We start from the raw sequence: 24,578 nt of genomic DNA on the forward strand, positions 1-24,578 counted from the left end.
AACGGAAATGCAGTCCCGGCCGGCGGCGCGCGCGTGCGCGTGCGGTGCGACGGTATGGCTGACGGGCCTGCCCAGTTCGGGGAAGACGACGATAGCCAACGCCGTGGCCGACCGCCTGCGCGCAGAGGGGCACCGGGTCGAGGTGCTCGACGGCGACGAGTTCCGCGAAACGCTCTCGTCGGAGCTCGGTTTCACCCGCGCGGACCGGCACACGAACGTGCAGCGCATCGGCCTGGTGGCGGAAGTGCTGGCCCGCAACGGCGTACTGGTGCTGGTGCCCTCCATCGCCCCCTACGCCGACAGCCGGCGCGCGGTGCGCGAGCGCCACCAGGCCTCCCGCACCCCCTACCTCGAAGTCCACGTCGCCACACCGTCGAGCACCTGCTCCGAGCGCGACGTGAAGGGTCTCTACGCGAAGCAGGCGGCCGGCGAGATCTCCGGACTGACCGGGGTCGACGACCCGTACGAGGCCCCGGACCTACCCGACCTGCGCATACCCGCACATGCGCAGAGCGTCGCCGAGTCCGCGGCGACCCTGCTGAGCCTGCTCGTGGAAAGGCGTCTGATATGAGTTCCAGCTCCCTCGACATCCTCGCGGACCACCGCTCCGCCCTCAGCCACCTCGACGTGCTCGAATCCGAGGGCGTGCACATCATCCGGGAGGTGGCGGGCGAGTTCGCGCGGCCGGTGATCCTGTTCTCCGGCGGCAAGGACTCCATCGTCATGCTGCACCTGGCGCTGAAGGCGTTCGCCCCGGCCCCCGTCCCGTTCGCGCTGCTCCACGTGGACACCGGGCACAACTTCCCCGAGGTCCTGGAGTACCGCGACCGCGCGGTCGCCGAACACGGACTGCGGCTGCACGTGGCCTCCGTGCAGGACTACATCGACCGCGGCCTGCTCAAGGAACGCCCGGACGGCACCCGCAACCCGCTCCAGACCGTCCCGCTGACGGAGGCGATCCGGCAGGAGAAGTTCGACGCGGTCTTCGGCGGCGGGCGCCGCGACGAGGAGAAGGCCCGCGCCAAGGAGCGCGTCTTCTCCCTGCGCGACGAGTTCTCCCAGTGGGACCCGCGCCGCCAGCGCCCCGAGCTGTGGCAGCTCTACAACGGCCGCCACGCCCCCGGCGAGCACGTGCGCGTCTTCCCCCTCTCCAACTGGACCGAGCTGGACGTGTGGCAGTACATCGCCCGCGAGAAGATCGAACTGCCGGAGATCTACTTCGCCCACGAGCGCGAGGTCTTCCGGCGCGGCGGAATGTGGCTGACGGCCGGCGAATGGGGCGGACCCACCCCGGACGAGCCGGTCGAGCGCCGCCTGGTGCGCTACCGCACCGTCGGCGACGTGTCCTGCACCGGCGCCGTCGACTCCGACGCCACCACGCTGGACGCCGTGATCACCGAAATCGCCGCCTCCCGGCTCACCGAGCGGGGCGCGACCCGCGCCGACGACAAGCTGTCCGAGGCCGCGATGGAAGACCGCAAGCGCGAAGGGTACTTCTAGAAATGACCTCCACCACCGATCAGTTCGCCGGCTTGGTCGACCACTCGGCCACCACACTGCTGCGCTTCGCCACCGCGGGCTCCGTCGACGACGGCAAGTCCACCCTCGTAGGACGGCTGCTGCACGACTCCAAGTCGGTGCTCGCCGACCAGATGGAGGCCGTGGAGCGGGTCTCGGCCGACCGCGGCGCCGAGGGCCCGGACCTGGCGCTGCTCACCGACGGCCTGCGGGCCGAGCGCGAGCAGGGCATCACCATCGACGTGGCCTACCGCTACTTCGCCACTCCCCGGCGCCGGTTCATCCTGGCCGACACCCCCGGGCACGTGCAGTACACCCGCAACATGGTCACCGGAGCCTCCACGGCGGAGCTGACGGTCATCCTGGTCGACGCCCGCAAGGGCGTCGTCGAGCAGACCCGCCGGCACGCCGCCATCGCGGCCCTGCTGCGGGTGCCGCACGTGGTCCTCGCGGTGAACAAGATGGACCTGGCCGACTACCGGGAGCCGGTCTTCGCCGCGGTCACCGAGGAGTTCACGGCCTTCGCGAAGGAGCTGGGCATCCCGGAGATCACCGCGATCCCGATCTCCGCACTCGTCGGCGACAACGTGGTGGAGCCCTCCGCGCACATGGACTGGTACGGCGGCCCCACCGTCCTGGAGCACCTGGAGGGCGTCCGGCTCGCGGACGACCCGGCGAGCAGGCCCGCCCGCTTTCCCGTCCAGATGGTCATCCGGCACGACGGGGAGCGCCACTACGCGGGGCAGCTGCTCACCGGACGCCTCCGGGTCGGGGACACGGTGACCGTGCAGCCCTCCGGCCGCACCACCACCATCAGCGCACTCGACGTCCTCGGACAGCCTGCCGACGCCGTGTCCGCGGGTTCGTCCCTGAGCGTCCGGCTCGCCGACGAGATCGACGTCGGGCGCGGGGACATGATCACCGCCGGGCCGCGGGCTCCCCGGCTCGTCAAGGAGGTCGAGGCGACGGCCTGTCACGTCGCGGACACCCCGCTCACCGTCGGCCGGCGGCTGCTGCTCAAGCACACCACCCGTACGGTCAAGGCGATCGTCACGGAGATCCCCTCGCGGCTCACGCTCGACGACCTCTCCCAGCACCCCGACCCGGGGCAGCTCGTCGCCAACGACATCGGTCACGTCAAGGTGCGCACCGCGGAGCCGCTCGCCCTCGACTCCTACGCGGACTCGCGGCACACCGGCTCGTTCCTCCTGGTCGACCCGGTCGACGGCACCACCCTCGCGGCGTGCATGGCGGGGGAGCCGTTGTTCGCGGGCAGGACCGCTCCGTCGGGCGCCGCATCGGGCGCCGCCGACGAGGGGTGGGACTTCTAGAAGGAAGAAGGAAGAAGGAAAGGAAGAAGGAAGAAGGAAAGGAACCGGCCCGCCCGGGGACCGTCCGGGGCGGGCCGGCGTTGCAGGGGGCGGCAGGGGCCGCCCGTCCGGTCAGGCGCGGGTCGTGAGGTAGCCGCCCATGGCCTTGAAGTACTCCGACGCGGGCAGCTCGCGGCCGTCTTCGGTGCGGACGCGGGTGATGGCCAGGCCGTGGTTCCGGCCCGTACGGGCGTCCGCACCGGCGACGATCACCACGCCCTCGCCCTCGCGGTAGAAGATGCGGCCGGGGGTGCCGCCGTAGCGCCCCTCGGAGACGACGGCCGTGAGGACCTCCAGGCGCTTGCCCTTGTGGAAGGTGAAGGCGGCCGGGTAGGGAGCGGACTGGGCGCGGACCAGGCGCTCCAGGTCCTCGGCGGGCCAGGCCCAGTCGATCCGGATGTCCTCTTCGGCCCGCTTGTGGAAGAAGGTGGCCTGGGTGCGGTCCTGCTTGGTGAACTCGGTCTGCCCGGAGGCGATCAGGTCGAGGGCGCCGATGGTGACGGGGGCGATCAGGTCGACCGTCTTGTGGAACAGGTCCGTGGTCGTGTCCGTCGGGCCGACCGGGATCGAGTGCTGCATGACGATGTCGCCGGCGTCGAGCACCTCGTCCATCATGTGCGCCGTGACGCCGACTTCGGACTCGCCGTTGATCAGGGCCCAGATGAGGGGGGAGAAGCCCGCGTACTTCGGCAGCAGGGAGTCGTGCACGTTGAGCGTGCCGTAGCGCGGCAGGGTGTAGATGCGCGGGGGGATCCAGGTGCGCCAGTTGTTCGCGACGAGGATGTCCGCGTCGGCTTCCTTGAGCTGCTGGAACAGTTCCTCGTCGTCCGGGCGGTTGCGGATGACGACCGGGACGCCGTGCTCCTCGGCGAGGTCGGCGACCGAGTCGCTCCAGATCTTCTCGTAGGCGTGCTCGCTCTTGGGGTGGGTCACGACCATCACGACGTCGTGCTCGGAGTCCAGGAGCGCCTTCAGGGTGCGATGGCCCCAGGTCTGATAGCCGAACATGACGACCCGCATCGGGTTCCTCCTCAGAAGAGCAAAATAACCAGGAGTAAGTAAAGCAAGCCTTACCTAACGACGCAACAACCCCGATTCTGGGCTCGATTGACCCGAGTGCGAGGGTGTTGTCCGGTTTGTCTGGTCGACAGCCTGCCTGGATCAGGTTAGCTTTACCTAAGTTCCACTCGGCTGCCGGTCACCGGTGCGCCTGGACGCCCCCCTTTTCCCCACCCCTGACACGACGCCTGGCAGGCGGCTGTCCCGCACCAAATGGGAGTGACATGTCACAGGCTCTTCCTGGCGACGCACCACTGATCCACGACCTGATCGGTATCGGCTTCGGGCCGTCGAACGTCGCCATGGCGATCGCGCTCAGCGAGCACAACGTGCGCGTCGGAAGGCAAGAGGCGGTCACCGCCCACTTCTTCGAGCAGCAGCCCCGGTTCGGTTGGCACCGCGGCATGCTCATCGACGACGCGACGATGCAAGTGTCCTTCATGAAGGACCTGGTGACGCTCCGGAACCCGACCAGCGAGTACAGCTTCCTCTGCTACCTGCAGGAGAAGGGCCGGCTGATCGACTTCGTCAACCACAAGAACCTGTTCCCGCTCCGGGTCGAGTTCCACGACTACCTCGAGTGGGCCGCCGCCAAGGTCGACGACATGGTCTCGTACGGCCACCAGGTCGTCTCCGTGGAGCCCGTGGTGCAGGACGGCGTCGTGGAGTACCTCGACGTGACGGCCCGCTCCGGCGACGAGGTCGTCGTCCACCGTGCCCGCAACCTCGTCATCTCCACCGGGCTGCGCCCGGTCATGCCGGAGGGCGTCGACCGGACCGACCGCGTCTGGCACAACACCGACCTGCTGAAGAAGATCGACTCCCTCGAAGGCAGCGAGCCCACCCGTTTCATCGTGGTCGGCGCCGGCCAGAGCGCCGCCGAGAACGTGGCCTACCTGCACCGCCGCTTCCCGCAGGCCGAGGTCTGCGCCGTCTTCTCCCGCTACGGCTACAGCCCGGCCGACGACAGCAGCTTCGCCAACCGCATCTTCGACCCCCAGGCCGTGGACGAGTACTTCACCGCCCCGGAGGACGTGAAGCAGCGGCTGATGGGCTACCACGGCAACACCAACTACTCCGTGGTGGACATCGACCTCATCGACGACCTCTACCGGCAGTCGTACCAGGAGAAGGTGCTCGGCACCGAGCGCCTGCGCTTCCTGAACGTCTCGCGCCTGACGGGCGTGGAGGAGACGGCCGACGGGGTCCGCGCCGCCATCAAGTCGCTCGTCACCGGCGAGGAGAGCGTGCTCGACGCCGACGTCGTGGTGTGCGCCACCGGGTACCAGCAGGCCGACGGCCTGGGCCTGCTCGGCGAGGTCGCGGACCGCTGCCACCGCGACGACCAGGGCCGGGTCCGGGTCGAGCGCGACTACCGGGTGACCACCGACCTCGAAGTGAGCTGCGGCATCTACCTCCAGGGCGGAACCGAGCACACGCACGGCATCACCTCCTCCCTGCTGTCCAACACCGCGGTGCGGGTCGGCGAGATACTCGACTCGATCCTCGACCGGAACCTGAAGGCCGTGCCCGACCAGGCCCGTCCGGTCGCCGGGGGCACCGGCGGGGGAGCCCGCCAGCCGGCCGTCTGACCGGTCCCCACCCACCCACTGCCGTGCCTCCCGGGCGTTCACGCGTCCGAGGCACGGCAGTAGTGTTCACCCAGTTGCCCCATACGAGAAGGATCGTCCGTGCTGCCCACTGGTACTCGCCGCCCTGCCGGCGGCCCGCCCGCGGTCGAGCGCCCGGCGCCTTCCCGGGTCGTCGCGCGGGCCCGGCGGCGGCGGATCGTGGGGCTGGCCGCCGTCCTCGTGATCCTCGCGGCCGCCGCGCTGGTCTCCCTCGCCGTCGGCGCGCGGGCGCTCAGCCCCGCCGAGGCGTGGCACGGACTCTTCGCCGGTCCGGACCCCGACCAGAAACTCTCCGAAGCCCGGCTCATCATGCGGACGGTACGGGTGCCCCGGACGGTCCTCGCGATCGTGGCGGGCATCGCGCTGGGCGTCGGTGGGGCGCTGATCCAGGGGTACACGCGCAATCCCATCGCGGACACCGGCCTGCTCGGGGTGAACACGGGCGCCTCCTTCGCCGTGGTGTCGGCGATCGCCCTATTCGGGTTCACCGACCCGTTCCAGTACGTCTGGTTCGCCTTCCTGGGCGCCGCGCTCGCCGGTGTCGTGGTGTTCGGGCTGTCGAGCATCGGCCGGGGCGCGGGCAATCCGCTGACGCTCGCCCTGGCCGGGCAGGGGGTCACGGTGTTCCTGATGGCGATGACGACGGCCATCGCGCTGTCGGACAAGGCCGCGCTGAACGCCCTGAGGTTCTGGAACGCCGGCTCGGTGGCCGGCGTCGGGTTCGACGTCATCTGGCCGGTGACCGCCTTCATCGTGGTCGGCCTGGTGCTGGCGCTGACCACCCTGCCCTCCGTGAACCTGCTGAACCTCGGCGACGACGTGGCGCGCGGACTGGGCGTGAACATCGCGCTGGTCCGCACCGTCGGCATCCTCGCCATCACGCTGCTGGCGGGCGCGGCCACGGCGGCGTGCGGTCCCATCGCCTTCCTCGGCCTCATGGTCGCGCACGTGGCCCGCCACCTGGCCGGGCCCGACTACCGCTGGCTGGTGCCGTACGCGGGTCTTCTCGGCGCGGTCGTCCTTCTGGTCTGCGACATCGTGGGACGCGTCGTGGTGCGGCCGGGAGAGCTGGACGCGGGCATCCTCGTCGCTCTCCTCGGCGCCCCGTTCTTCGCGGTCCTGGTGTGGCGGGGAAAGTTCAAGAGCGCATGAACGTGACAGTGGTGAAGTCCTCGGGGAAGCCCGACGGGAAGCCCTCGGTGGCGCCGGGCGTACGGCTCGGCGGCCTGTCCTTCGTCTGGCGGCCCAGGATCGTGCTGGTCACGCTGGTGCTGGCGGCGGCGGCCTTCCTGGTGTTCTGCCTGTCGATCGCGGTGGGGGACTTCCCCCTCGGGCTGTCACAGGTGGTCGCCACCCTCTTCGGCGGGGGCGAGCAGGTCGACCAGTTCGTGATCATGGACCTGCGCATGCCGCGGGCCCTGGCCGGGCTCGTCGTGGGCATCGCCCTGGGCATGTCCGGGGCCATCACCCAGTCCATCGCCCGCAATCCGCTGGCCAGTCCGGACATCCTGGGCATCACCGGGGGCGCCAGCGCGGTCGCGGTGTTCCTGGTGACCGTGTCGGGCGGGGCCTCGGCCGCGGTCATGAGCTCCGTGGGGCTGTCCGGTGCGGCGCTCGCGGGCGGCCTCCTCACGGGCCTGCTGGTCTACTTCATGGCGTGGCGGCGCGGGGTCGACGGCTTCCGGCTCATCCTCATCGGCCTCTCCGTGAGCGCCGCGATGGAGGCCATCACGACCTGGCTGCTCGTCACCGCCGACATCAGGGACGTGGCGCGGGCCCAGGCCTGGCTGGTCGGCTCCCTGGACAACCGCTCGTGGGACGAGGTCTGGGTGGCCCTCTGGGGCACCCTCGCCCTCGCGGCCGTGGTCGCGTGCGTCGCCTTCCAGTTCAAGCCGCTGCACTTCGGCGACGACGTGGCCGCGGGCCTCGGCGTGCGGTATTCGCTGGTACGGGCCGTCCTGCTGCTGTGCGCGGTGCTCCTGGCGGGCTTCGCGGTGAGCGCCGCGGGCCCGGTCCCGTTCGTCGCCATGGTGGCGCCGCAGGTGGCGATCCGTCTGACGAAGTCCCCCACGCCGCCGCTGGTTGCCTCCGCCGTGGTCGGGGCGCTGCTGCTGCTCGGCTCGGACCTGGTCGCCCGTACGGCCCTGCCGGTCACCCTGCCGGTCGGCGTGGTCACCGCCGCGATCGGCGGCCCCTTCCTCATCTACCTCCTGGTGCGGGCCAACCGTCGCTAGGTGATAGAAAGGTTAGGCAAGCCTAATAGAGGGGGAGCCGTGGTCGCTCAGTACATCACCGAGATCGAGTCCGGGGCCGATGAGGTCCCGCGGCTGGCGGCCAAGGGCGTCACGGTCGGGTACGGCGACCGGACCGTCATCGACGCGCTCGACGTGACGATCCCGCCGGGCGTGGTGACCACGATCATCGGCCCCAACGGGTGCGGCAAGTCCACCCTGTTGCGGACCCTGTCGCGGCTGCTCAAGCCGACCAGCGGAACCGTGGTCCTGGACGGCGAGGACATCGGCCGGCTGCGGACCAGGGACGTGGCGAAGAAGCTCGGCCTGCTGCCCCAGGCGCCGGTCGCGCCCGAGGGCCTGACCGTGGCCGACCTGGTGGCCAGGGGCCGGCACCCGCACCAGAGCTGGCTGCGCCAGTGGTCCTCGGACGACGCCTCCGTGGTGGAGCGGGCGCTGGCCATGACGGGGGTGGCCGATCTGGCCGACCGTCCCGTGGACGCGCTCTCCGGGGGGCAGCGTCAACGCGTGTGGATATCGATGACCCTCGCTCAGGGCACCGACCTGCTGCTGCTCGACGAGCCCACCACCTACCTGGACCTGGCGCACGCCGTCGACGTGCTCGACCTGGTCGACGACCTGCACGAGTCGGGATGCACCGTGGTCATGGTGCTGCACGATCTCAACCTGGCCGCGCGCTACAGCGACAACCTGATCGTGATGAAGGCCGGTTCGGTCCTGGCGCAGGGTCACCCGCGCGAGGTGCTGACCGCCGAGCTGCTGCACGAGGCGTTCGGTCTGCGTGCCATGGTGATCGACGATCCGGTGGGCGACCGTCCGCTCGTGGTGCCGATCGGGCGCACGCACGTCCAGAGTGTGGGAAGTCAAAGTGCGGGCAGCTGAAACGAGATACTCATAACTTAGGCTAGGCTTACCTCACTTCCCCGGGGTACGGTTTGCCTGCCCTAAGTGGGGCCGCAGTGGACAGCACGAAAGCAAGGGATCCCGCATGCTCCTCGACCGAACGACACGTATGAAGCCCTGGCGGCAGCTGGCGGCAACCGTGTCCGCCGCGGCCCTCGGTGTAGGCCTCCTTGCTGGGTGCGGTTCCGACGCGGCCGACAAGGACGCGAAGAAGGACGACAACGCCGGCGCCCCGGCCGCGACCGGCGCCTTCCCGGTCACCGTCGAGCACTTCTTCGGCTCCACCGAGGTCAAGAAGGCCCCCCAGCGGGTCGTCACCGTCGGCTACACCGACGACCAGAACGTCCTCGCCTTCGGCATCAAGCCGGTCGGCATGGTCGACCAGTACCCGAACCCGGCGGGCCAGAGCCCCGACATCAACACCCAGTGGCCGTGGGTGAAGGACAAGTGGGGCGAGACCAAGCCCGAGGTCATCATGAACAACGGTGACGCCGGCCCCAACTTCGAGAAGATCGCGGCCCTGCGCCCCGACCTGATCATCGCGGTCTACTCCGAGATCGACCAGGCCGCCTACGACAAGCTGTCGAAGATCGCCCCGACGGTCGGCCGCACCAAGGCCGAGAAGGAGCCCTTCAGCGCTCCGTGGTCGGACAACGCCCTCCAGATCTCCAAGGCGGTCGGCAAGGAGACCGAGGGCAAGGCGCTCGTCCAGGGCATCACGGACAAGCTCGCCGCGGTGAAGAAGGCGCACCCCGAGTTCGCCACCCAGACCGCCGTCGCCCTGTCCTGGTACAAGGACGCGGTCAACCCCTTCACCACCACCGACGTGCGCGGTCAGCTCCTGACCGGCATGGGCTTCAAGGGCGCGACCGAGATCGACAAGATCTCGGACGGCAAGTTCTCCTTCGCGCTCTCCCCGGAGCGCATGGACCTCATCGACGTCGACCGCGTCTTCGTCGTCAACGACAAGGCCGACACGGACGCGCTGAAGAAGTTCGACCTCTTCGCCAACCTGAAGGTCACCAAGGCCAACAAGGTGTCCTACTTGCTGGACAGCGAGGGTGCGGCCGCCGGTGCTGCCATGTCCCAGGCCACCCTGCCCGCCCTGCCCTTCGCCATCGACGAGCTCGTCAAGTCGGTCGGCTAGGTGTGAGCACCACGGACATTCGGGTCGCCCCGGCAACCCTGCGCACGACGACCGGACGTGAAGCGGCCCGATGGGTGGCGGCCAACTGCCGCACGAGGCCCTGGCTGACGTCCGCCGCCGTACTCAGCACGGTCGCCGGGGCGGCTCTCCAGATGCTCCCCGTCCTGCTGCTCGGCAGGGTGGTAGACGCAGTGACCCGGGGCGAACCGCGTTCGATGCTGGTCACGATCGGGGCATGGATGGTGGCCGCCGCGCTTCTCGGCGCGGCGGCCACCGCCCTGTCCGCCTACCTGATCGGGCGGCTCGGCGCCGATCTGCTCGCGCACCTGCGCGAGGGCGCCGTACGGGCCGTCCTGGGCATGCCCAGCGCCCGGGTCGAGCAGGTCGGCCGGGGGGACGTGCTCTCCCGGGTCGGCGACGACGTCGCCGTCCTGTCCAAGGGCATCCGCTCGGCCATCCCCACGGTGTTCTCCGCGGGGGTCCTGGTGGCCATCGCCACGGTCGGCATGTTCGGCCTCGACTGGCGGCTCGGCCTGGCCGGCGCCTGTGCGCTGCCGGCCTACGCGCTGGCCCTGCGCTGGTACCTGCCCCGGTCCGCCCCGCTCTACCGCAAGCGCGCGGTGGCCCAGGCCGAGCGCGCGCAGGCGCTGATCAGCGGGCTCAACGGCATCGAGACGGTACGGGCGCACCGGCTGGAGGAGGCCTTCCGCGAGAAGGTCTCCGAGGATTCCCGGCGGGTGCGGGACCTCGGCATCGAGGTGTTCCACTTCTTCGGCCGGTTCGTCGGCCGCGAGAACCGCGCCGAGTTCATCGGACTGTCGCTGATCCTGATCGTGGGCTACGCCCTGCTGGAGACCGGCTCGGCCACCCTCGGCGAGGTGGCGGCCGCGCCGCTGGTCTTCCACCGGCTGTTCACCCCGCTGGGCGCGATCATGTTCACCTTCGACGAGGCCCAGAAGTCGGGTGCGAGCCTGACCCGGCTCGTCGGGGTGCTCGGGGAGTCCACGCAGGACCGGCTGGTGGGCGACGCGTCCGCCGGGGCGCCGGGCGAGGAGCCGTACGCGGTGACGGTGAAGGGCCTGACCTTCCGTTACCCCGGGGCCGAGGAACCGGTCCTGAGCGACGTCAGCCTGACGATCCCGGCGGGCGGCTCCCTGGCCCTGGTGGGCGCGACGGGCGCCGGAAAGACCACCCTGGCCGCGCTCATCGCCGGCATCGGGACCCCCGAGGCCGGGTCGGTGCGGATCGGCCCGACCGACCTCGCCGATCTGGACGAGGCCGCGGCGAGGGCGCTGGTGAGCATCCTGACCCAGGAGACGCACGTGTTCTCCGGGCCGCTCGCCGACGACCTGCGGCTGGCCGCGCCGGAGGCGACCGAAGGCGAACTGCTGGCCGCGCTGGGCACCGTAGGGGCGGCCGAGTGGGTCGATGCGCTGCCCGAGGGCCTGCACACCGAGGTCGGTGAGGGCGGTGCCCGGCTGGACGGCACGAAGGTGGCCCAAGTGGCCCTGGCCCGGCTGGTGCTGGGCCGGGCTCCGGTGGTGGTGCTCGACGAGTCCACCGCGGAGGCCGGCAGCGAGGGCGCCGCCGAGCTGGAGCGGGCCGTACTGGCCGCCTGCGCCGGGCGGACCACGCTGTTCGTGGCCCACCGGCTGACCCAGGCGGTGGCCGCCGACCGGATCGCCGTGCTGGATGCGGGACGCGTCGTGGAGCAGGGCACGCACGAGGAGTTGGTGGCCCTGGGCGGCCGCTACGCGCGACTCTGGCGGGCCTGGAGAGACGCTAGTTAGGTCAGCCTAATTTAGGTTAGGCTGACCTTAGTACCTTGGAAGGGTGTTGAGTCTTCAATGATGGAACCGAGCGCTCGTCTCGTGCTGATCTCTCCTACGCGCCTGGCAGACGTGCGCCGGCGTACCGGCGGATACTCCGACCGGACCATCGCCGAGGCCTGTGCCATCGGACTGTCGTACTGGGCGACGGGCGAGAGCCCCGACGGAATCGACCTCACCCCCGGCACGCTCTTCGCGGACGTCCTCGGATGGATCGACAACGGCGGCAGCGCACCCAGCGGTTGGGAGACCGGCGAAGCGGCCCCGGACGGCTGGGCCCTCGCGGTCCCCGCCGGAGTCCCGCAGGCCGACGCCCAGCTCGCGCTGGACGACCTCGCGGACTTCCCCGACCGGCCCCTCGGCACCATCAGCCCGTCCTCCGTGGCACAGCGGCTCACCACCCTGGCCGAGTGGAACGACAACGCGGCGGACCGGGTCCGGCCGACCATCGTGGAGATGTTCCGCGAACAGGCGCGCCTGCGGCCGGACGCGGTCGCCATCGTCGACGAACACCGCTCGCTGACCTACCGCCAGGCGGCGGAGCTGTCGTCGCAGCTGGCCCACCACCTGATCGGCCGCGGACTCGGCGCCGAGCAGGTCGTGGGCATCTCGCTGGGCCGCTCCGCCGACATGGTGATCGGCCTCCTCGGCGTGCTCCAGGCCGGCTGCGCCTTCGTCCCGCTCGACCCGCAGTGGCCCGCCGCCCGCCGCGCCGTCGTCATCGACGACGCCCGCGTCGTGCTCCAGCTCAACGACTCCGGCGAGCACGACCCCGCCGAACCGGCCGCCGCCGCCGTCGACCTCGACGACTGGCGCTACGCCGATCAGCCCGCCGGCGACACCGGAATCACCGCGCACGGCAACTCCCTGGCCTACGTGATCTTCACGTCCGGTTCCACCGGCCGCCCCAAGGGCGCGATGATCCGCCACGAGGCGATCAGCGAGCGCCTGCTGTGGCAGGTCGACGAGATCCTGGGCTTCGGACACGATGACGCCTCCCTGTTCAAGGCGCCGCTGTCCTTCGACATATCCATCAACGAGATCTTCCTCCCGCTGGTGTGCGGCGGCCGCCTCGTCGTCCTGCGCCCCGGCGGCGAACGCGACCCGCACCACCTGCTCGGCGTGATCGCCGAGCACCGCGTCACCTTCACCTACCTCGTCTCCTCCATGCTGGACGTCCTGCTGGAGATCGCCGGAGACTCCGACCGCCTCGACAGCATGCGCCACGTGTGGTGCGGCGGCGAGGTGCTCACCCCCGAGCTGTACGAGCGATACCGCACCCGGCTCGACATCCCCATGTACCACGGCTACGGCCCGGCCGAGACGACCATCGGCGTCTCCCACGTCATCTACCGCGGCGAGGCCGAACGCCTGTCGACCTCGATCGGCAAGGCCAACCCCAACACCCAGCTGTACGTACTCGACGACGAGCTGCGCCCCGTCCCGCTCGGCGTCGGCGGCGAACTCTACGTCGGCGGCTTCCTCCTGGGCCGCGGCTACGTGAACGCACCCGGACTGACCGCCTCCCGGTTCGTGGCGAACCCCTTCGCCACCGACGGCTCCCGCCTCTACCGCACCGGCGACCTCGCCCGCTTCGCCCCCGACGGCTCGCTGGACTTCCTCGGCCGCGCCGACAACCAGATCAAGATCCGCGGCATGCGCCTCGAACTGGAGGACGTGGAGATCGGCCTCGCGGAGCACCCCGAGGTACGGCACACCTGCGTCATCGCGAAGAAGAACAGCGCGGGCGGCACCTACCTGGTCGGCTACGTGATCCCGGCCGCCGGAGCCGCCCAGCTGCGGGCCGACGAGGTCAAGGCCTGGGCCACGGAGCACATGGTCGAGTACATGGTGCCCGCCCACATCGTCGTGATGACCGAGTTCCCGCTCACCGCGAACGGCAAGCTCGACCGGCGCGCCCTGCCCGAGCCCGAGGTCGTCACCGGCGCGTTCGTCCGGCCCTCCACCGACGAGGAGCGCGCCGTCTGCGCGGCCGTCGCCTCCGTGCTGCGGCTGGAGGAAGTCGGCGTCGACCAGGACTTCTTCCAGCTCGGCGGAGACAGCATCCTCGCCATCTCGCTGCTGAGCGCCCTGCGCGAAGCGGGCCTCTACGTCACCGCGGGGCAGATCTTCGCCAACAGCGTCCTGGGCGCCCTGGCGGCCGTCGCCGGCCGCGAGGACCTGACCCGCGCGGACCACGCCGACGTCGCCACCGGTCCCGTCGTCGGATCGCCCATCGTCCAGTGGCTCGGCCGGACCACCGACGCGATCGACGGCTTCGTCCAGGCCGTCGTACTGAACACCCCGGCGGAGCTCACCGCCGACGCCCTCGGCCCGGTCCTCGACTCCGTCGTCGCCCGGCACGACATGCTGCGCGCCCGGCTCGTCCGCGGGGACCGCTGGAGCTTCGACATCCCGGAGGCCGGCCCGGCCGGCGCCCACTGGCAGCAGAGCGACGGACCGCTCGACGCCTGCGTGGCCCTCGCCGCCGAAGGACTGGACCCGGACGGCGGCGTGATGCTGCGCGCCGTCTGGCGCCCCGAGGCCCGCCAGCTGGTCCTGGTCGCCCACCACGTGGTCGTCGACGGCGTGTCCTGGCGGGTGCTGATGGAGGACCTGGCCACGGCATGGCGCCAGTTCTCCGCCGGCCAGGAGATCGAACTGCCCCCGGTGGGCACCTCGTTCCGCCGCTGGACCCAGCTCCTGGGCAGCGCCGACTTCGACGCGGACCGCGCCCACTTCGAGCGCCCCCTGCCGGGCCCCGACGCACCGCTGGGCCGGCGGGCCCCGTCCGCGGACGACACGGTCGAGGGGGAGCGGCACCGGATCTTCACCGTCGGCGCCGAGGCCACGGCCGCCCTGCTGGGCGAGATCCCGGCGAAGTTCCACGCGGGCGTCAACGACGTCCTGCTGACCGCGCTCGCCGTCACCCTCGCCCGGTGGCGCCGCGGCCGCGGCCAGGAGCAGACCTTCGCGCACATCGAGCTGGAGGGCCACGGACGCGAAGGCCGCCACGTGGCGGGCGCCGCCGGCATCGAGCCGGAACTGTCGCGGACCGTCGGCTGGTTCACGACGCTGTTCCCCGTGACCGTGGACCCCGGCGCGACCGGCGACTTCACCGACCCCCGCTACCTCGCGGCCGCCCTGAAGGCGGTCAAGGAGGACCTGGCCCGCGTACCGAGCAACGGCGTCTCCTACGGCGCCCTGCGCTACCTGGCCGACACCCCCTTCACGGCCCCCGCCCCCCAGGTCCTCTTCAACTACCTGGGCCGCTTCGACGCGGGCGCCGCCGGCGACTGGCAGCTCTCCGGAACCACCGGGCAGCTCGGCGAGAAGCGCGACCCGAGGATGCGCCTGCCGCGCGCCCTGGAGTTCAACGCGATCGCCGAACCCTCCGCCACCGGCGCCTACGAGCTCGTCACCACCCTCTCCTGGCCCGACGGGATGTTCACCGACGCGGACATCGAGGCCATCGGCGGGTACTTCGGGGCGGCCCTCACCGCCCTGGCCGCACTCGACGAGGGCGGCCACTCGCCCAGCGACTTCCCGCTGGTGCGCCTCACCCAGGCCGACGTCGACGCCCTGGACGGACCCGACCTGCGCGCCGTCCTGCCGCTGACCCCGCTCCAGGAAGGCCTGTACTTCCACTCGGTCTTCGACGACGACTCCGCGGGCAGCTACGTGGAACAGCAGCTGCTGACGCTGGAGGGCGAGCTCGACCCGGCCCGCCTCCGGGCCGCCGCCACCCGGCTGCTCACCCTGTACCCCAACCTGGCCGCCCGGTTCACGGCCCTCGCCGACGGCCGCGTCGTCTCCGTCCTGGAGAGCGGCGCCGAGGCGCCCTTCACGACCCTGGACCGCCCCGGCATCACCGACGGGGAACTCCACGCGCTCGCCGAGCGGGACCGCCGCGCCGGATTCGACCTGGCCACCGGCCCGCTGATGCGGTTCACCCTGGTCCGCGACCCGGAATCCGGCCGCAATGTCCTCGTGCAGACCGTGCACCACATCATCGCCGACGGCTGGTCGGTGCCCCCGATGCTGCGCGCGCTCCTCGCCGAGTACCACGCGCCGGGAAGCACCTACCCGCTGAGCGGCTTCCCCGACTACGTCGGCTGGCTCGCGGAACGCGACGCCGACGAGAGCGACCGGGTGTGGGGCGCCGAGCTCGACGGGCTGCCCGGCCCCTCGCTCGTCGCCAGGGACCACACCCCCTCCGACCGGTTCGCCGACACCTCCGTCGAGCCGGCCCTCGATGTCGACGCCGCCGTCCGTTCCGCCGGTGTCCCGCTGAGCGTGGCCGTGCACAGCGCCTGGGCGGTCACCCTCGGCGGCATCCTGCACTCCGACGACGTGGTCTTCGGCTCCACGGTCTCCGGCCGCGACGCGGACGTCCCCGGCATCGGGGACATGGTCGGCCTGTTCATCAACACCGTCCCGCTCCGGGCACGGTGGAGCGACGGCACCACGGCGCGCGACCTGCTCGCCTCGGTGCGCGAGCACCAGGGCGCGGTCCTCCCGCACCAGCACGTCTCGCTGGCCCGGATCGGCCGGCTGGCCGGCGTCGGCTCCCTCTTCGACACCCTCGTGGTGTTCGACGTGGCCACCGACGTGGCCGCCCTGCGCCGCACCGGCGACACCCTCGCCGTCACCGGCCTCGTCAACGAGGGAGCCCCGCACTACCCGCTCACCCTGGTCGTGGAGCGGGCCCTCGACGGACGCCCGCGCTTCAACCTGATCTACGACGGCGAACTGCTCCGCGAGAACAGCGCCCGGGACATCCTGAACCGGTTCACGCACACCCTCACCGGTCTGCTCACCCGGCCCGACGCCCCGGTCGGCGACCTGGCGCCCGAGGCGGGCCGGGCCCCCGCCCGGATCACCCCGACCACCCTCGGCGCCCTCTTCGACGCCGCGGCCGAGCGGAACCCGGCGGCCACCGCCGTCACCCAGTGCGCGCTCGACGGCGCCACCCGCTCGCTGACCTACGGCGAACTCGCCGCCGCGAAGAACGAACTGGCCGCCGCCCTGCGCGCGGCCGGCGTCCGGCCCGGCCGTCGCGTGGCCGTGGCCGTACCGCGCACCATCGAGCAGGTCGTCGCCCTGGTCGCGATCGTCAGCGCGGGCGGCGCGTACGTCCCGCTCGACATGGCCTACCCGGACGAGCGGCTGGAGTACGTCCTCGGCGACGCCGCCCCGCAGGCCGTCCTCGTGGACCCCGGTCAGCGCGAACGCTTCACGGCCCTGCTGGAGCGGGCGGGAGTCCCCGCCCGGGTCCTCGTACAGGGCGACGAACTGCCGCAGGAGGACACCGGCACCGATGGCACCGCCGCAGCCGCGGCGGACGAGGTCGACTGGCACGACCCCGCGTACGTGATCTACACCTCCGGGTCCACCGGCAAGCCCAAGGGCGTCGTCGTCCCGCACTCCAGCGTGGTGGCGCTGCTCGCCAACACCCAGCCGGACATGGACTTCGGCCCCGACGACGTCTGGGTCCAGTTCCACTCCTACTCCTTCGACTTCGCCGTCTGGGAGCTGTGGGGCGCCCTGGCGCACGGCGGCGAGCTGCTCGTCCCCGACTACGGGCTGACCCGCTCCCCGCTCGACTTCCACCGGCTGGTCCGCGAGCGCGGCGTGACCGTGCTCAACCAGACCCCCTCGGCCTTCTACCAGTTCGCCGAGGCCGACCGGCACGCCGGCCCGTCGCTCACCGGCGACTCGCTGCCCGCCCTGCGCCGCGTCATCTTCGGCGGCGAGGCGCTCGACCTCGGACGGCTGCGCGGCTGGGTCGAGCGGCACGGCGCCGCCACGCCCGAGCTCGTCAACATGTACGGGATCACCGAGACCACGGTCCACGTCACCCACCGGGTGCTGACCGACGCGGACTTCGCCTTCGGCGACGAGGTGAGCCCCATCGGCGGCCCCATCCCGGGCCTGGTCACCCACCTGCTCGACGACCGGCTCCGGCCGGTGCCCCCGGGCCAGGTGGGCGCCATCTACGTGGCCGGCGACCAGGTGTCCCTCGGCTACCTCGGCCGGCCGGGCCTCACCGCGGGCCGGTTCGTGGCGAACCCCTTCGCGAACGACGGCTCCCGGATGTACCACACGGGCGACCTGGCCGTCCGTACCCTCGACGGGGAGCTGGAGTTCACCGGCCGCGCCGACGACCAGGTCCAGCTCAAGGGGTTCCGCATCGAGCTCGGCGAGGTCGAGTCCGCGCTGCGCGACCTCGACGGCGTGGTCGACGTGGCCGTCACCGTGGCCGACAGCGGAGACCACCTGGTCGCGCACCTCGTGGGCCGGGTCCCCGGCGACCTCACCGCCCTCCTCGCGGAGAAGCTGCCCGTGCACATGGTCCCGGGCCGGGTCCTGCCGGTGGACTCCCTGCCGCTGACCGTCAACGGCAAGCTGGACCGCAAGGCCCTGATCGAGCGGGCCGCGCAGGACGACACCCCGCTGGACGGCGCTCCCCTCACCGGGTCCGCCACCGGCTCCGCCACGGGGTCCGCGCTCGCCGCGCTGGTCGGGATCTTCGCCGACACCCTGTCCCACCCGGCCGCCGACGCCGACACGGACTTCTTCGGCGCGGGCGGCGACAGCATCGTCGCCATCACCGTGGTCAACCGGGCCAGGGCGCTCGGCCTGCCGATCGCCCCCCGCGACGTGTTCCTCCTGAAGACGCCGCGCGCACTGGCCGAGCTCCTGGGCACGCGGGCACCGCGGACCCAGGCCTCCGCTCCGGCCCCCGCACGCCGCGAGGACGGCCCGCTGGCACCCACCCCGATCATCCTGCGCCAGCGCGAACTGGGCGGCTCCCTCGCCCGGTTCGCCCAGGCCCGGACCGTGGACGTGGCCGACGGCACCGCCCTCGCCGACATCGAGCGCGCCGCAGGCGCCGTACTGGCCGCCCACCCGGCCCTGCGGATGCGCCTGAACACCGAGCACGGCGTGTGGACCCTGCGCACCGAACCGGCCGGCGCGGCCACCGTCCTCGTCGCGGACACGGCCGACGCCACGGCCGCCGCGAACGAGGCCGCCGGACGGCTCGACCCCGAGACCGGGGAGGTCGCCGCCTTCACCTGGCTCGCGGCGACCGGCACCCTCGTGGTCACCGTGCACCACCTCGCCGTCGACGCGGTGTCCTGGCTGATCCTGCTGGACGACCTGGCCGCCGCCCTGCGCGGGGAGACCCTCGCACCGGCGACCACCTCCTACGCCGAGTACGCCGACGCGCTGACCCTGCGATCAGCCGCCGGCGCCGAGGACCTCGGGCACTGGGTGGACACCCTCCGGGCGCCCCTGCTGCTGCCTTCCTCCGGCGCACTGCCTTCCTCCAACACGCTGCCCGCCTCCGGCACGCTGCGCGACACCACCGTGGTCCTCGGCCCCGAGGCCAGCGACCGGGTGACGCGCACCGCCCCCGCGGCCCTCGGCGTCGCCCTCACCGAGCTGCTGTGCGGCGCCCTGCGCACCGCACTGACGCGGATCCAGCCGACGCCCACCGATCTCGCGATCGAGCTGGAGCGGCACGGCCGGGTCTCCGTGGAGGAGCACCACGACTACACCCGTACGGTCGGCTGGTTCACCGCCATCGCGCCCGTCCGGCTCACCGCGCACACCGACCCCGTCGCAGCGGCCCGCGAGCTCGCGGCCCGCCAGCCCGACGAGTCCGGACACCTCGCCTACGGCCGCCTCCGCTACCTCAACCCGCAGACCGCCCCGCTGCTCACCGCCCGCCCGCAGGTGCTCTTCAACTACCTCGGCCGCGGCAGCGAGTCCCAGGCCCTGCACATCACCGGCGGGGACCAGGGCAGCCCGTACGCCGTCGAGGTCAACGCCTGGACCGACGCGGCCACCGGCAGCCTGCACGCGGCCTTCACCCTCGCCGAGGAGATCCCCGACGAGATCACCGCGCACTGGCTGCACGCCCTGGAAACCCTCGCGGAAGCCTCCGTGACGGCCGAGCGCACCGCGCCGGTCACCGCCCTGCAGCGCGGCCTGTTCTTCCAGGCCCAGCTGGCGGGCACCGCCGGACACTACGTCGCCCAGAGCTACTTCGCCCTCGACCACCGCCTCGACACCGACGCGCTGACCGGGGCCATGGCCGTGGTCATGGCCCGCCACCCCGTCGTCGGCGCCGGCTTCACCACCGACGAGGACGGGAACCCGGTCCAGATCCTCAAGGCGGGCCGCCGCGTCGGCGTCCACACGGTCGAGCTGTCGACCGAGGAGGAAGTCGAAGCGCTGCGCGTCCGCGACCGCAACACCGGCTTCGACCCGGCCGAGCCGCCGCTGATCCGGCTGACCGTGATCCGGCTGCCCGACGGCCGCGACGGCCTGCTCCTCAGCTACCACCTGCTGCTGTGGGACGGCTGGTCCCGCGCGATCGTGCTCCGCGACCTCTTCGAGGCCTACCGGGCCCTGCTCGCCGGTGAGCAGCCGTCCACGGTCCCGGCCGTCCCCGGCTTCGAGGACCACGCCCGCGCCCTCGCCGCCAAGGACCCGGCGCTCTCGGAGCGGTTCTGGGCCGAGCACCTGACCGGGCTCTCCGGCCCGACCCTGCTCGCCGGACCGGCGCCGGCCCTCTCGGACGACCTGCCGCCCGCGCTCCTGCACGCCCTGAGCGCCGAACAGTCACAGCTGCTGCGCGAGACGGCCAAGGCGCACGGAGTCACCCTCAACTCGGTCCTCACCGGGGCCTTCGGCCTGCTCCTCGGCGCCCACACCGGCCGCAGCGACGCCGTGTTCGGCGTCACCGTCTCCGGCCGCGACGGCGAGGGCCTGTCCGACATCGTCGGCGTGCTCCTCAACACCGTGCCCATGTGGACGCGGGCCCGGCCCGCGGACACCGTCGGGGAGTACCTGGCGTCCGTCCAGGCCGCCCGGGTCGACGCGATGGAGCACGAGCACCTGGGGCTCGGCGAGATCCAGCGGGCCAGTGGCCACGACACCCTCTTCGACAACCTGTTCGTGCTCCAGAACTTCCTGGACCTGGACGGGCTCGCCGAGATGAACGCCCGCCACGGCATCACCGAGGTGAAGTCGGACGATTCCACCCACTACCCCTTCACCTGGGTCGTCACCCCCGGGGACCGGCTCACGGTCAAGCTGGAGCACCGCCACGGCGACTCCGCCGCCGCCCGCGGCCTCCTCGACGACTACGTCGGCCTGCTCCAGGACCTGGCCCGCTCCACCGGACCGGTGGGCGCGCTGCCCGGCCTGGGACCGGTGCCCGGGCCCGCGGAGCGCACGGACATCGGCACCGACACGGTCGTCGACCGCTTCGACCTGGCCGCGGACCGCGCACCCGACCGGGTCGCGCTCGTGGCGCAGGGCCGGAGCATGACCTTCGCCGAACTCCGGGACCGCAGCCGCCTGCTGGCGGGCGTGCTCGCCGGACGCGGCATCGGCCCGGAGAAGACGGTGGGCCTGGCGGTCCCGCGCACGCTGGACTGGATCGTCGCGCTGTTCGCCGTCCTGCGCACCGGAGCCGCGTACGTACCGCTGGAGCTGGACCATCCGGACGAGCGGATCGCCACGATCGTCGCGGACGCCCGGCCCGAGGTGATCCTCACCGTCAGCGCCGTCGCGCCCCGGCTGACCGGCGAACTGATCGAACTGGACCGGCCCCTTCCGGAGGCCGAACCCCTCGTGACGTTCGCACCGGACGACCCGAACCGGCTGCGCCACCCCGCGTACACGATCTACACCTCCGGTTCGACGGGCAAGCCCAAGGGCGTCGTCACCGAGTACGCCGGACTCACCAACATGCTGATCAACCACCAGCGCCGGATCTTCGAGCCGGTCCTGGCGGAACACGGCAACCGGATCTTCAAGATCGCGCACACCGTGTCCTTCGCCTTCGACATGTCGTGGGAGGAGCTCCTGTGGCTCGCCGACGGCCACGAGGTGCACATCTGCGACGAGGAACTGCGCCGCGACGCGCCCGCACTGGTCGCCTACTGCCGTGAGCACGGGATCGACGTCGTCAACGTGACCCCGACCTACGCGCAGCAGCTGGCCGCCGAAGGCCTGCTCGACAACCCGGACCGGCGCCCCGCGCTGGTGCTGCTGGGCGGCGAGGCGGTCACCCCGACCCTGTGGCAGCGGCTCGCCGAGACCGAGGGGACGGTCGGGTACAACCTGTACGGACCCACGGAATACACCATCAACACCCTGGGCGTCGGCACCTTCGAGTGCCAGGACCCGGTGGTGGGCGTGGCCATCGACAACACCGAGGTGTTCGTCCTGGACCCGTGGCTGCGGCCGCTGCCGGACGGGGTTCCCGGCGAGCTCTACGTCTCCGGCGTCGGCATCGCCCGCGGGTACCTCGGCCAGCCGGCCCAGACCGCGCACCGGTTCGTGGCCTCCCCGTTCGGTGCGCCCGGCGAGCGCATGTACCGTACCGGCGACCTGGTGGTCCGCCGGCCGGACGGGAACCTGATGTACCTCGGCCGCACCGACCAGCAGGTCAAGATCCGCGGCCACCGCGTCGAACTCGGCGAGGTGGAGGCCGTGTTCGCCGCGCACCCCGCGGTACGGTTCACCGCCGCGGTCGCCCAGCCCGACCCGCAGGTCGACGGCGCCCACCGGCTGGCCGCGTACCTCGTGCTGGCGGACGGCGCCGACCTGGCGGCGGTCGCCGCCGAGGTGGGCGCCGGACTGCCCGACTACCTGCGCCCGACGCACTACGCCCAGGTCGACGCCATCCCGCTCACGGTGAACGGGAAGGCCGACACCAAGGCCCTGCCGGAGCCCAAGCCGCTGGGCGCGCTGACCACTTCGGGCGAGCGCGGCCCGGAGACCGAGACCGAGGAACTGGTCTGCGAGTTCTTCGCGGAGGCCCTGGACCTGGACGACGACGAGGTGAGCGCCGTGAGCGATTTCGTGTCCCTCGGCGGACACTCCATGCTGGCCGTACGCCTGGTCGGACTCCTGCGCCGTGAATTCGGCCCGACGATCACCATCCGTGACCTGCTCACCCTGCGAACCCCCGAAGCGATTGCCCGGCACCTTGATGACAACTCCTGACGTCCAGGGATCCCGCCGCGCGGGATCCGACATCCTGCGGACCGCCGTACGGCGCAACGGCGGCGCCATGGTCTGGGGCACCCTCCTCATGGGCCTGTACCAGGCCGGCGAGACGGCCTTCCCGATCGCGCTCGGCCTGATCGTCGACCACACGATGAAGGGGCGGAGCCTCGGGGCCCTCGTCCTCTCGATCGGCGCGCTCGCCGTGATCATCACGACGGTGTCGCTGTCGTGGCGGTACGGCATGCGCATCCTGCAGAAGGCCAACACGACCGAGGCCCACCACTGGAGGGTGCGGGTCGCGTCCTGCGGCCTCCAGCCGGTGGCCCGGGACGTGGACCTCAAGTCCGGCGAGGTCCTCACCATCGCCACCGAGGACGCCGACCAGACCGCCGACATCGTCGAGGTCGTGCCGATGCTGATCAGCTCCTCGGTCGCCCTGCTGGTGGCGGCCGTCGCGCTGAGCCTGGCGGACCTGCGGCTCGGCCTGCTGGTCATGGTGGGAACGGCGCTGATCCTCTCCTCCCTCAGCGTGATGTCGAAGCGCATCGGCAGCAGCACCCAGGAGCAGCAGGCCCGGGTGGCGCGGGCCGGTGCGAAGGTCGCCGACCTGATCACGGGACTGCGCCCGCTGCACGGCTTCGGCGGCAACCAGGCGGCGTTCCGCTCCTACCGGAAGGTCAGCACGGAGGCCAAGGAGCAGGCGATCACGGTCGCCCGGGTGAACGGGGTCTACACGGGCACCGCGCTCGGCCTGAACGCGATCCTCGCGGCCTCGGTGACCCTGACCGCGGGCTGGCTGGCCTTCGACGGGCAGATCAGCATCGGTGAGCTCGTCATGGCCGTGGGCCTGGCGCAGTTCATCATGGAGCCGCTGCGGCTGTTCTCGGACATGCCCAAGTACGTGATGATGGCGCGCGCCTCGGCGGAGCGGATGGCCCTGGTGCTGTCCGCCCCGCCGGTGGCGGCGCTCGGGACGGCCCGCCCGGCACCCGGCGGGGACCTGGAGATCGACTGCGTCCGGTACGAGTCCCTCCAGGGTCTGAAGTTCCACGTCCCGGCGGGCCAGTTCACGGCGATCGCGGTCTACCAGCCGCGGGCGGCGGCCGAACTCGCCTCCATCCTGGCCGTGAACGTGCCGCCGGCCGCGTACGGCGGCACGGTGCGGCTGGGCGGGCAGGACCTCGCGGACCTGTCGGTCGAGGCGGTCCGCGAACTCATGCTGGTGAACCCGTACGACGGGGAGATCTTCGCGGGCACCCTGCGGACGAACATCGACCCGTCGGGCACCAGCCGGACGGTGCCCGAGGCCGTCGAGGCGTCCATGCTGACCGATGTCGTCGCCCTGCACCGCCAGGGACTCGACTACGAGGTCCGCGACCGCGGTTCGAACCTCTCCGGCGGCCAGCGCCAGCGGCTCTCGCTGGCCCGGGCGCTGGCCGCGGACTCCGACGTACTGGTGCTGCGGGACCCGACCACGGCCGTGGACGCGGTCACCGAGCAGCTCGTCGCCCGCAAGATCGCCGAGCTGCGCCGGGGCCGCACCACCGTGGTCATCACCAGCAGCCCGGCCCTGCTGGACGCGGCCGACCGGGTCCTCGTCCTGGACGACGGGGTGGTCACGGCCGAAGGGACGCACCGGCACCTGATGGCGGCCGACCCGGCGTACTGCGCGGCGGTCACGCGCTGAGTCCGTGAGCCGGTGAGACAAACGGAGGGGGGCGGGGTGCCCCGGGGGGGGGCGCGGCCCCCCGGCCCCCCGGCCACATGTGGGCCCGCGCCGGGACGGCCCCACCCCCCCGACCGCCCCGCACAGGGGAGTGCCGCAGACCCCCCCG

12 protein-coding genes are annotated in these 24,578 nt (G+C 72.0%); 11 read left to right on the forward strand and 1 reads right to left on the reverse strand.

The window, feature by feature from the left end:
• Positions 1 to 7 precede the first annotated feature (7 nt).
• Genes cysC through ACFWNV_RS00880 form a run of 3 tightly spaced genes read left to right on the forward strand, consistent with a single transcriptional unit; the run spans position 8 to position 2,849 of the window.
• On the forward strand, positions 8 to 571 hold the full coding sequence (cysC, locus tag ACFWNV_RS00870; protein WP_383938406.1) for an adenylyl-sulfate kinase: 564 nt from the start codon (positions 8 to 10) through the stop codon (positions 569 to 571).
• The gene (gene cysD, locus ACFWNV_RS00875; RefSeq protein ID WP_383938352.1) at positions 568 to 1,500 is read left to right on the forward strand and encodes a sulfate adenylyltransferase subunit CysD; all 933 of its coding nucleotides are present in this window, start codon (positions 568 to 570) and stop codon (positions 1,498 to 1,500) included. The genes cysC and cysD overlap by 4 nt, the downstream gene beginning before the upstream one ends.
• Positions 1,501 to 1,502: 2 nt before the next feature.
• A complete protein-coding gene (locus ACFWNV_RS00880; protein ID WP_383938355.1) occupies positions 1,503 to 2,849 on the forward strand; it encodes a sulfate adenylyltransferase subunit 1 in 1,347 nt (448 codons plus the stop codon).
• A 111-nt stretch (positions 2,850 to 2,960) separates the two neighbouring features.
• Here the strand turns inward: ACFWNV_RS00880 and ACFWNV_RS00885 are convergent, their stop codons facing one another.
• Positions 2,961 to 3,908, reverse strand: coding sequence for a methionyl-tRNA formyltransferase (locus ACFWNV_RS00885; RefSeq protein WP_383938358.1), 948 nt, complete (start codon positions 3,906 to 3,908; stop codon positions 2,961 to 2,963).
• Between the two features lie 263 nt (positions 3,909 to 4,171).
• Between ACFWNV_RS00885 and ACFWNV_RS00890 the strand changes: the two genes are divergently transcribed.
• The 8 genes from ACFWNV_RS00890 (at position 4,172) to ACFWNV_RS00925 (ending at position 24,430) form a co-directional block, all read left to right on the forward strand.
• Complete coding sequence (locus ACFWNV_RS00890; RefSeq protein ID WP_383938362.1) at positions 4,172 to 5,539, forward strand: lysine N(6)-hydroxylase/L-ornithine N(5)-oxygenase family protein; 1,368 nt, start codon at positions 4,172 to 4,174, stop codon at positions 5,537 to 5,539.
• A 102-nt stretch (positions 5,540 to 5,641) separates the two neighbouring features.
• Positions 5,642 to 6,730: a FecCD family ABC transporter permease gene (locus ACFWNV_RS00895; protein ID WP_383938410.1), complete on the forward strand. Its 1,089-nt coding sequence runs from the start codon at positions 5,642 to 5,644 to the stop codon at positions 6,728 to 6,730.
• Positions 6,727 to 7,812, forward strand: coding sequence for a FecCD family ABC transporter permease (locus tag ACFWNV_RS00900; protein WP_383938365.1), 1,086 nt, complete (start codon positions 6,727 to 6,729; stop codon positions 7,810 to 7,812). The genes ACFWNV_RS00895 and ACFWNV_RS00900 overlap by 4 nt, the downstream gene beginning before the upstream one ends.
• Before the next feature lie 39 nt (positions 7,813 to 7,851).
• Positions 7,852 to 8,712, forward strand: a complete 861-nt coding sequence (locus ACFWNV_RS00905) for an ABC transporter ATP-binding protein (RefSeq protein WP_383938368.1) — start codon at positions 7,852 to 7,854, stop codon at positions 8,710 to 8,712.
• 106 nt (positions 8,713 to 8,818) lie between these two features.
• Positions 8,819 to 9,880: an iron-siderophore ABC transporter substrate-binding protein gene (locus tag ACFWNV_RS00910; RefSeq protein WP_383938371.1), complete on the forward strand. Its 1,062-nt coding sequence runs from the start codon at positions 8,819 to 8,821 to the stop codon at positions 9,878 to 9,880.
• Positions 9,881 to 9,882: 2 nt separating this feature from the next.
• Positions 9,883 to 11,670, forward strand: coding sequence for an ABC transporter ATP-binding protein (locus ACFWNV_RS00915; RefSeq protein WP_383938373.1), 1,788 nt, complete (start codon positions 9,883 to 9,885; stop codon positions 11,668 to 11,670).
• A 57-nt stretch (positions 11,671 to 11,727) separates the two neighbouring features.
• A complete protein-coding gene (locus ACFWNV_RS00920; RefSeq protein ID WP_383938376.1) occupies positions 11,728 to 22,740 on the forward strand; it encodes an amino acid adenylation domain-containing protein in 11,013 nt (3,670 codons plus the stop codon).
• Positions 22,727 to 24,430, forward strand: a complete 1,704-nt coding sequence (locus ACFWNV_RS00925; RefSeq protein ID WP_383938379.1) for an ABC transporter ATP-binding protein — start codon at positions 22,727 to 22,729, stop codon at positions 24,428 to 24,430. The genes ACFWNV_RS00920 and ACFWNV_RS00925 overlap by 14 nt, the downstream gene beginning before the upstream one ends.
• Positions 24,431 to 24,578 lie beyond the last annotated feature (148 nt).

Source organism: Streptomyces sp. NPDC058401, from assembly GCF_042722885.1.
Lineage (GTDB): Bacteria > Actinomycetota > Actinomycetes > Streptomycetales > Streptomycetaceae > Streptomyces.

Bases quoted from the DNA above. Each gene is read 5' to 3' on its own strand.
- cysC (WP_383938406.1), top strand. From the start codon at position 8: ATGCAGTCCCGGCCGGCGGCGCGCGCGTGCGCGTGCGGTGCGACGGTA.
- cysD (WP_383938352.1), top strand. From the start codon at position 568: ATGAGTTCCAGCTCCCTCGACATCCTCGCGGACCACCGCTCCGCCCTC.
- ACFWNV_RS00880 (WP_383938355.1), top strand. From the start codon at position 1,503: ATGACCTCCACCACCGATCAGTTCGCCGGCTTGGTCGACCACTCGGCC.
- ACFWNV_RS00885 (WP_383938358.1), bottom strand. From the start codon at position 3,908: ATGCGGGTCGTCATGTTCGGCTATCAGACCTGGGGCCATCGCACCCTG.
- ACFWNV_RS00890 (WP_383938362.1), top strand. From the start codon at position 4,172: ATGTCACAGGCTCTTCCTGGCGACGCACCACTGATCCACGACCTGATC.
- ACFWNV_RS00900 (WP_383938365.1), top strand. From the start codon at position 6,727: ATGAACGTGACAGTGGTGAAGTCCTCGGGGAAGCCCGACGGGAAGCCC.
- ACFWNV_RS00910 (WP_383938371.1), top strand. From the start codon at position 8,819: ATGCTCCTCGACCGAACGACACGTATGAAGCCCTGGCGGCAGCTGGCG.
- ACFWNV_RS00920 (WP_383938376.1), top strand. From the start codon at position 11,728: ATGATGGAACCGAGCGCTCGTCTCGTGCTGATCTCTCCTACGCGCCTG.
- ACFWNV_RS00925 (WP_383938379.1), top strand. From the start codon at position 22,727: ATGACAACTCCTGACGTCCAGGGATCCCGCCGCGCGGGATCCGACATC.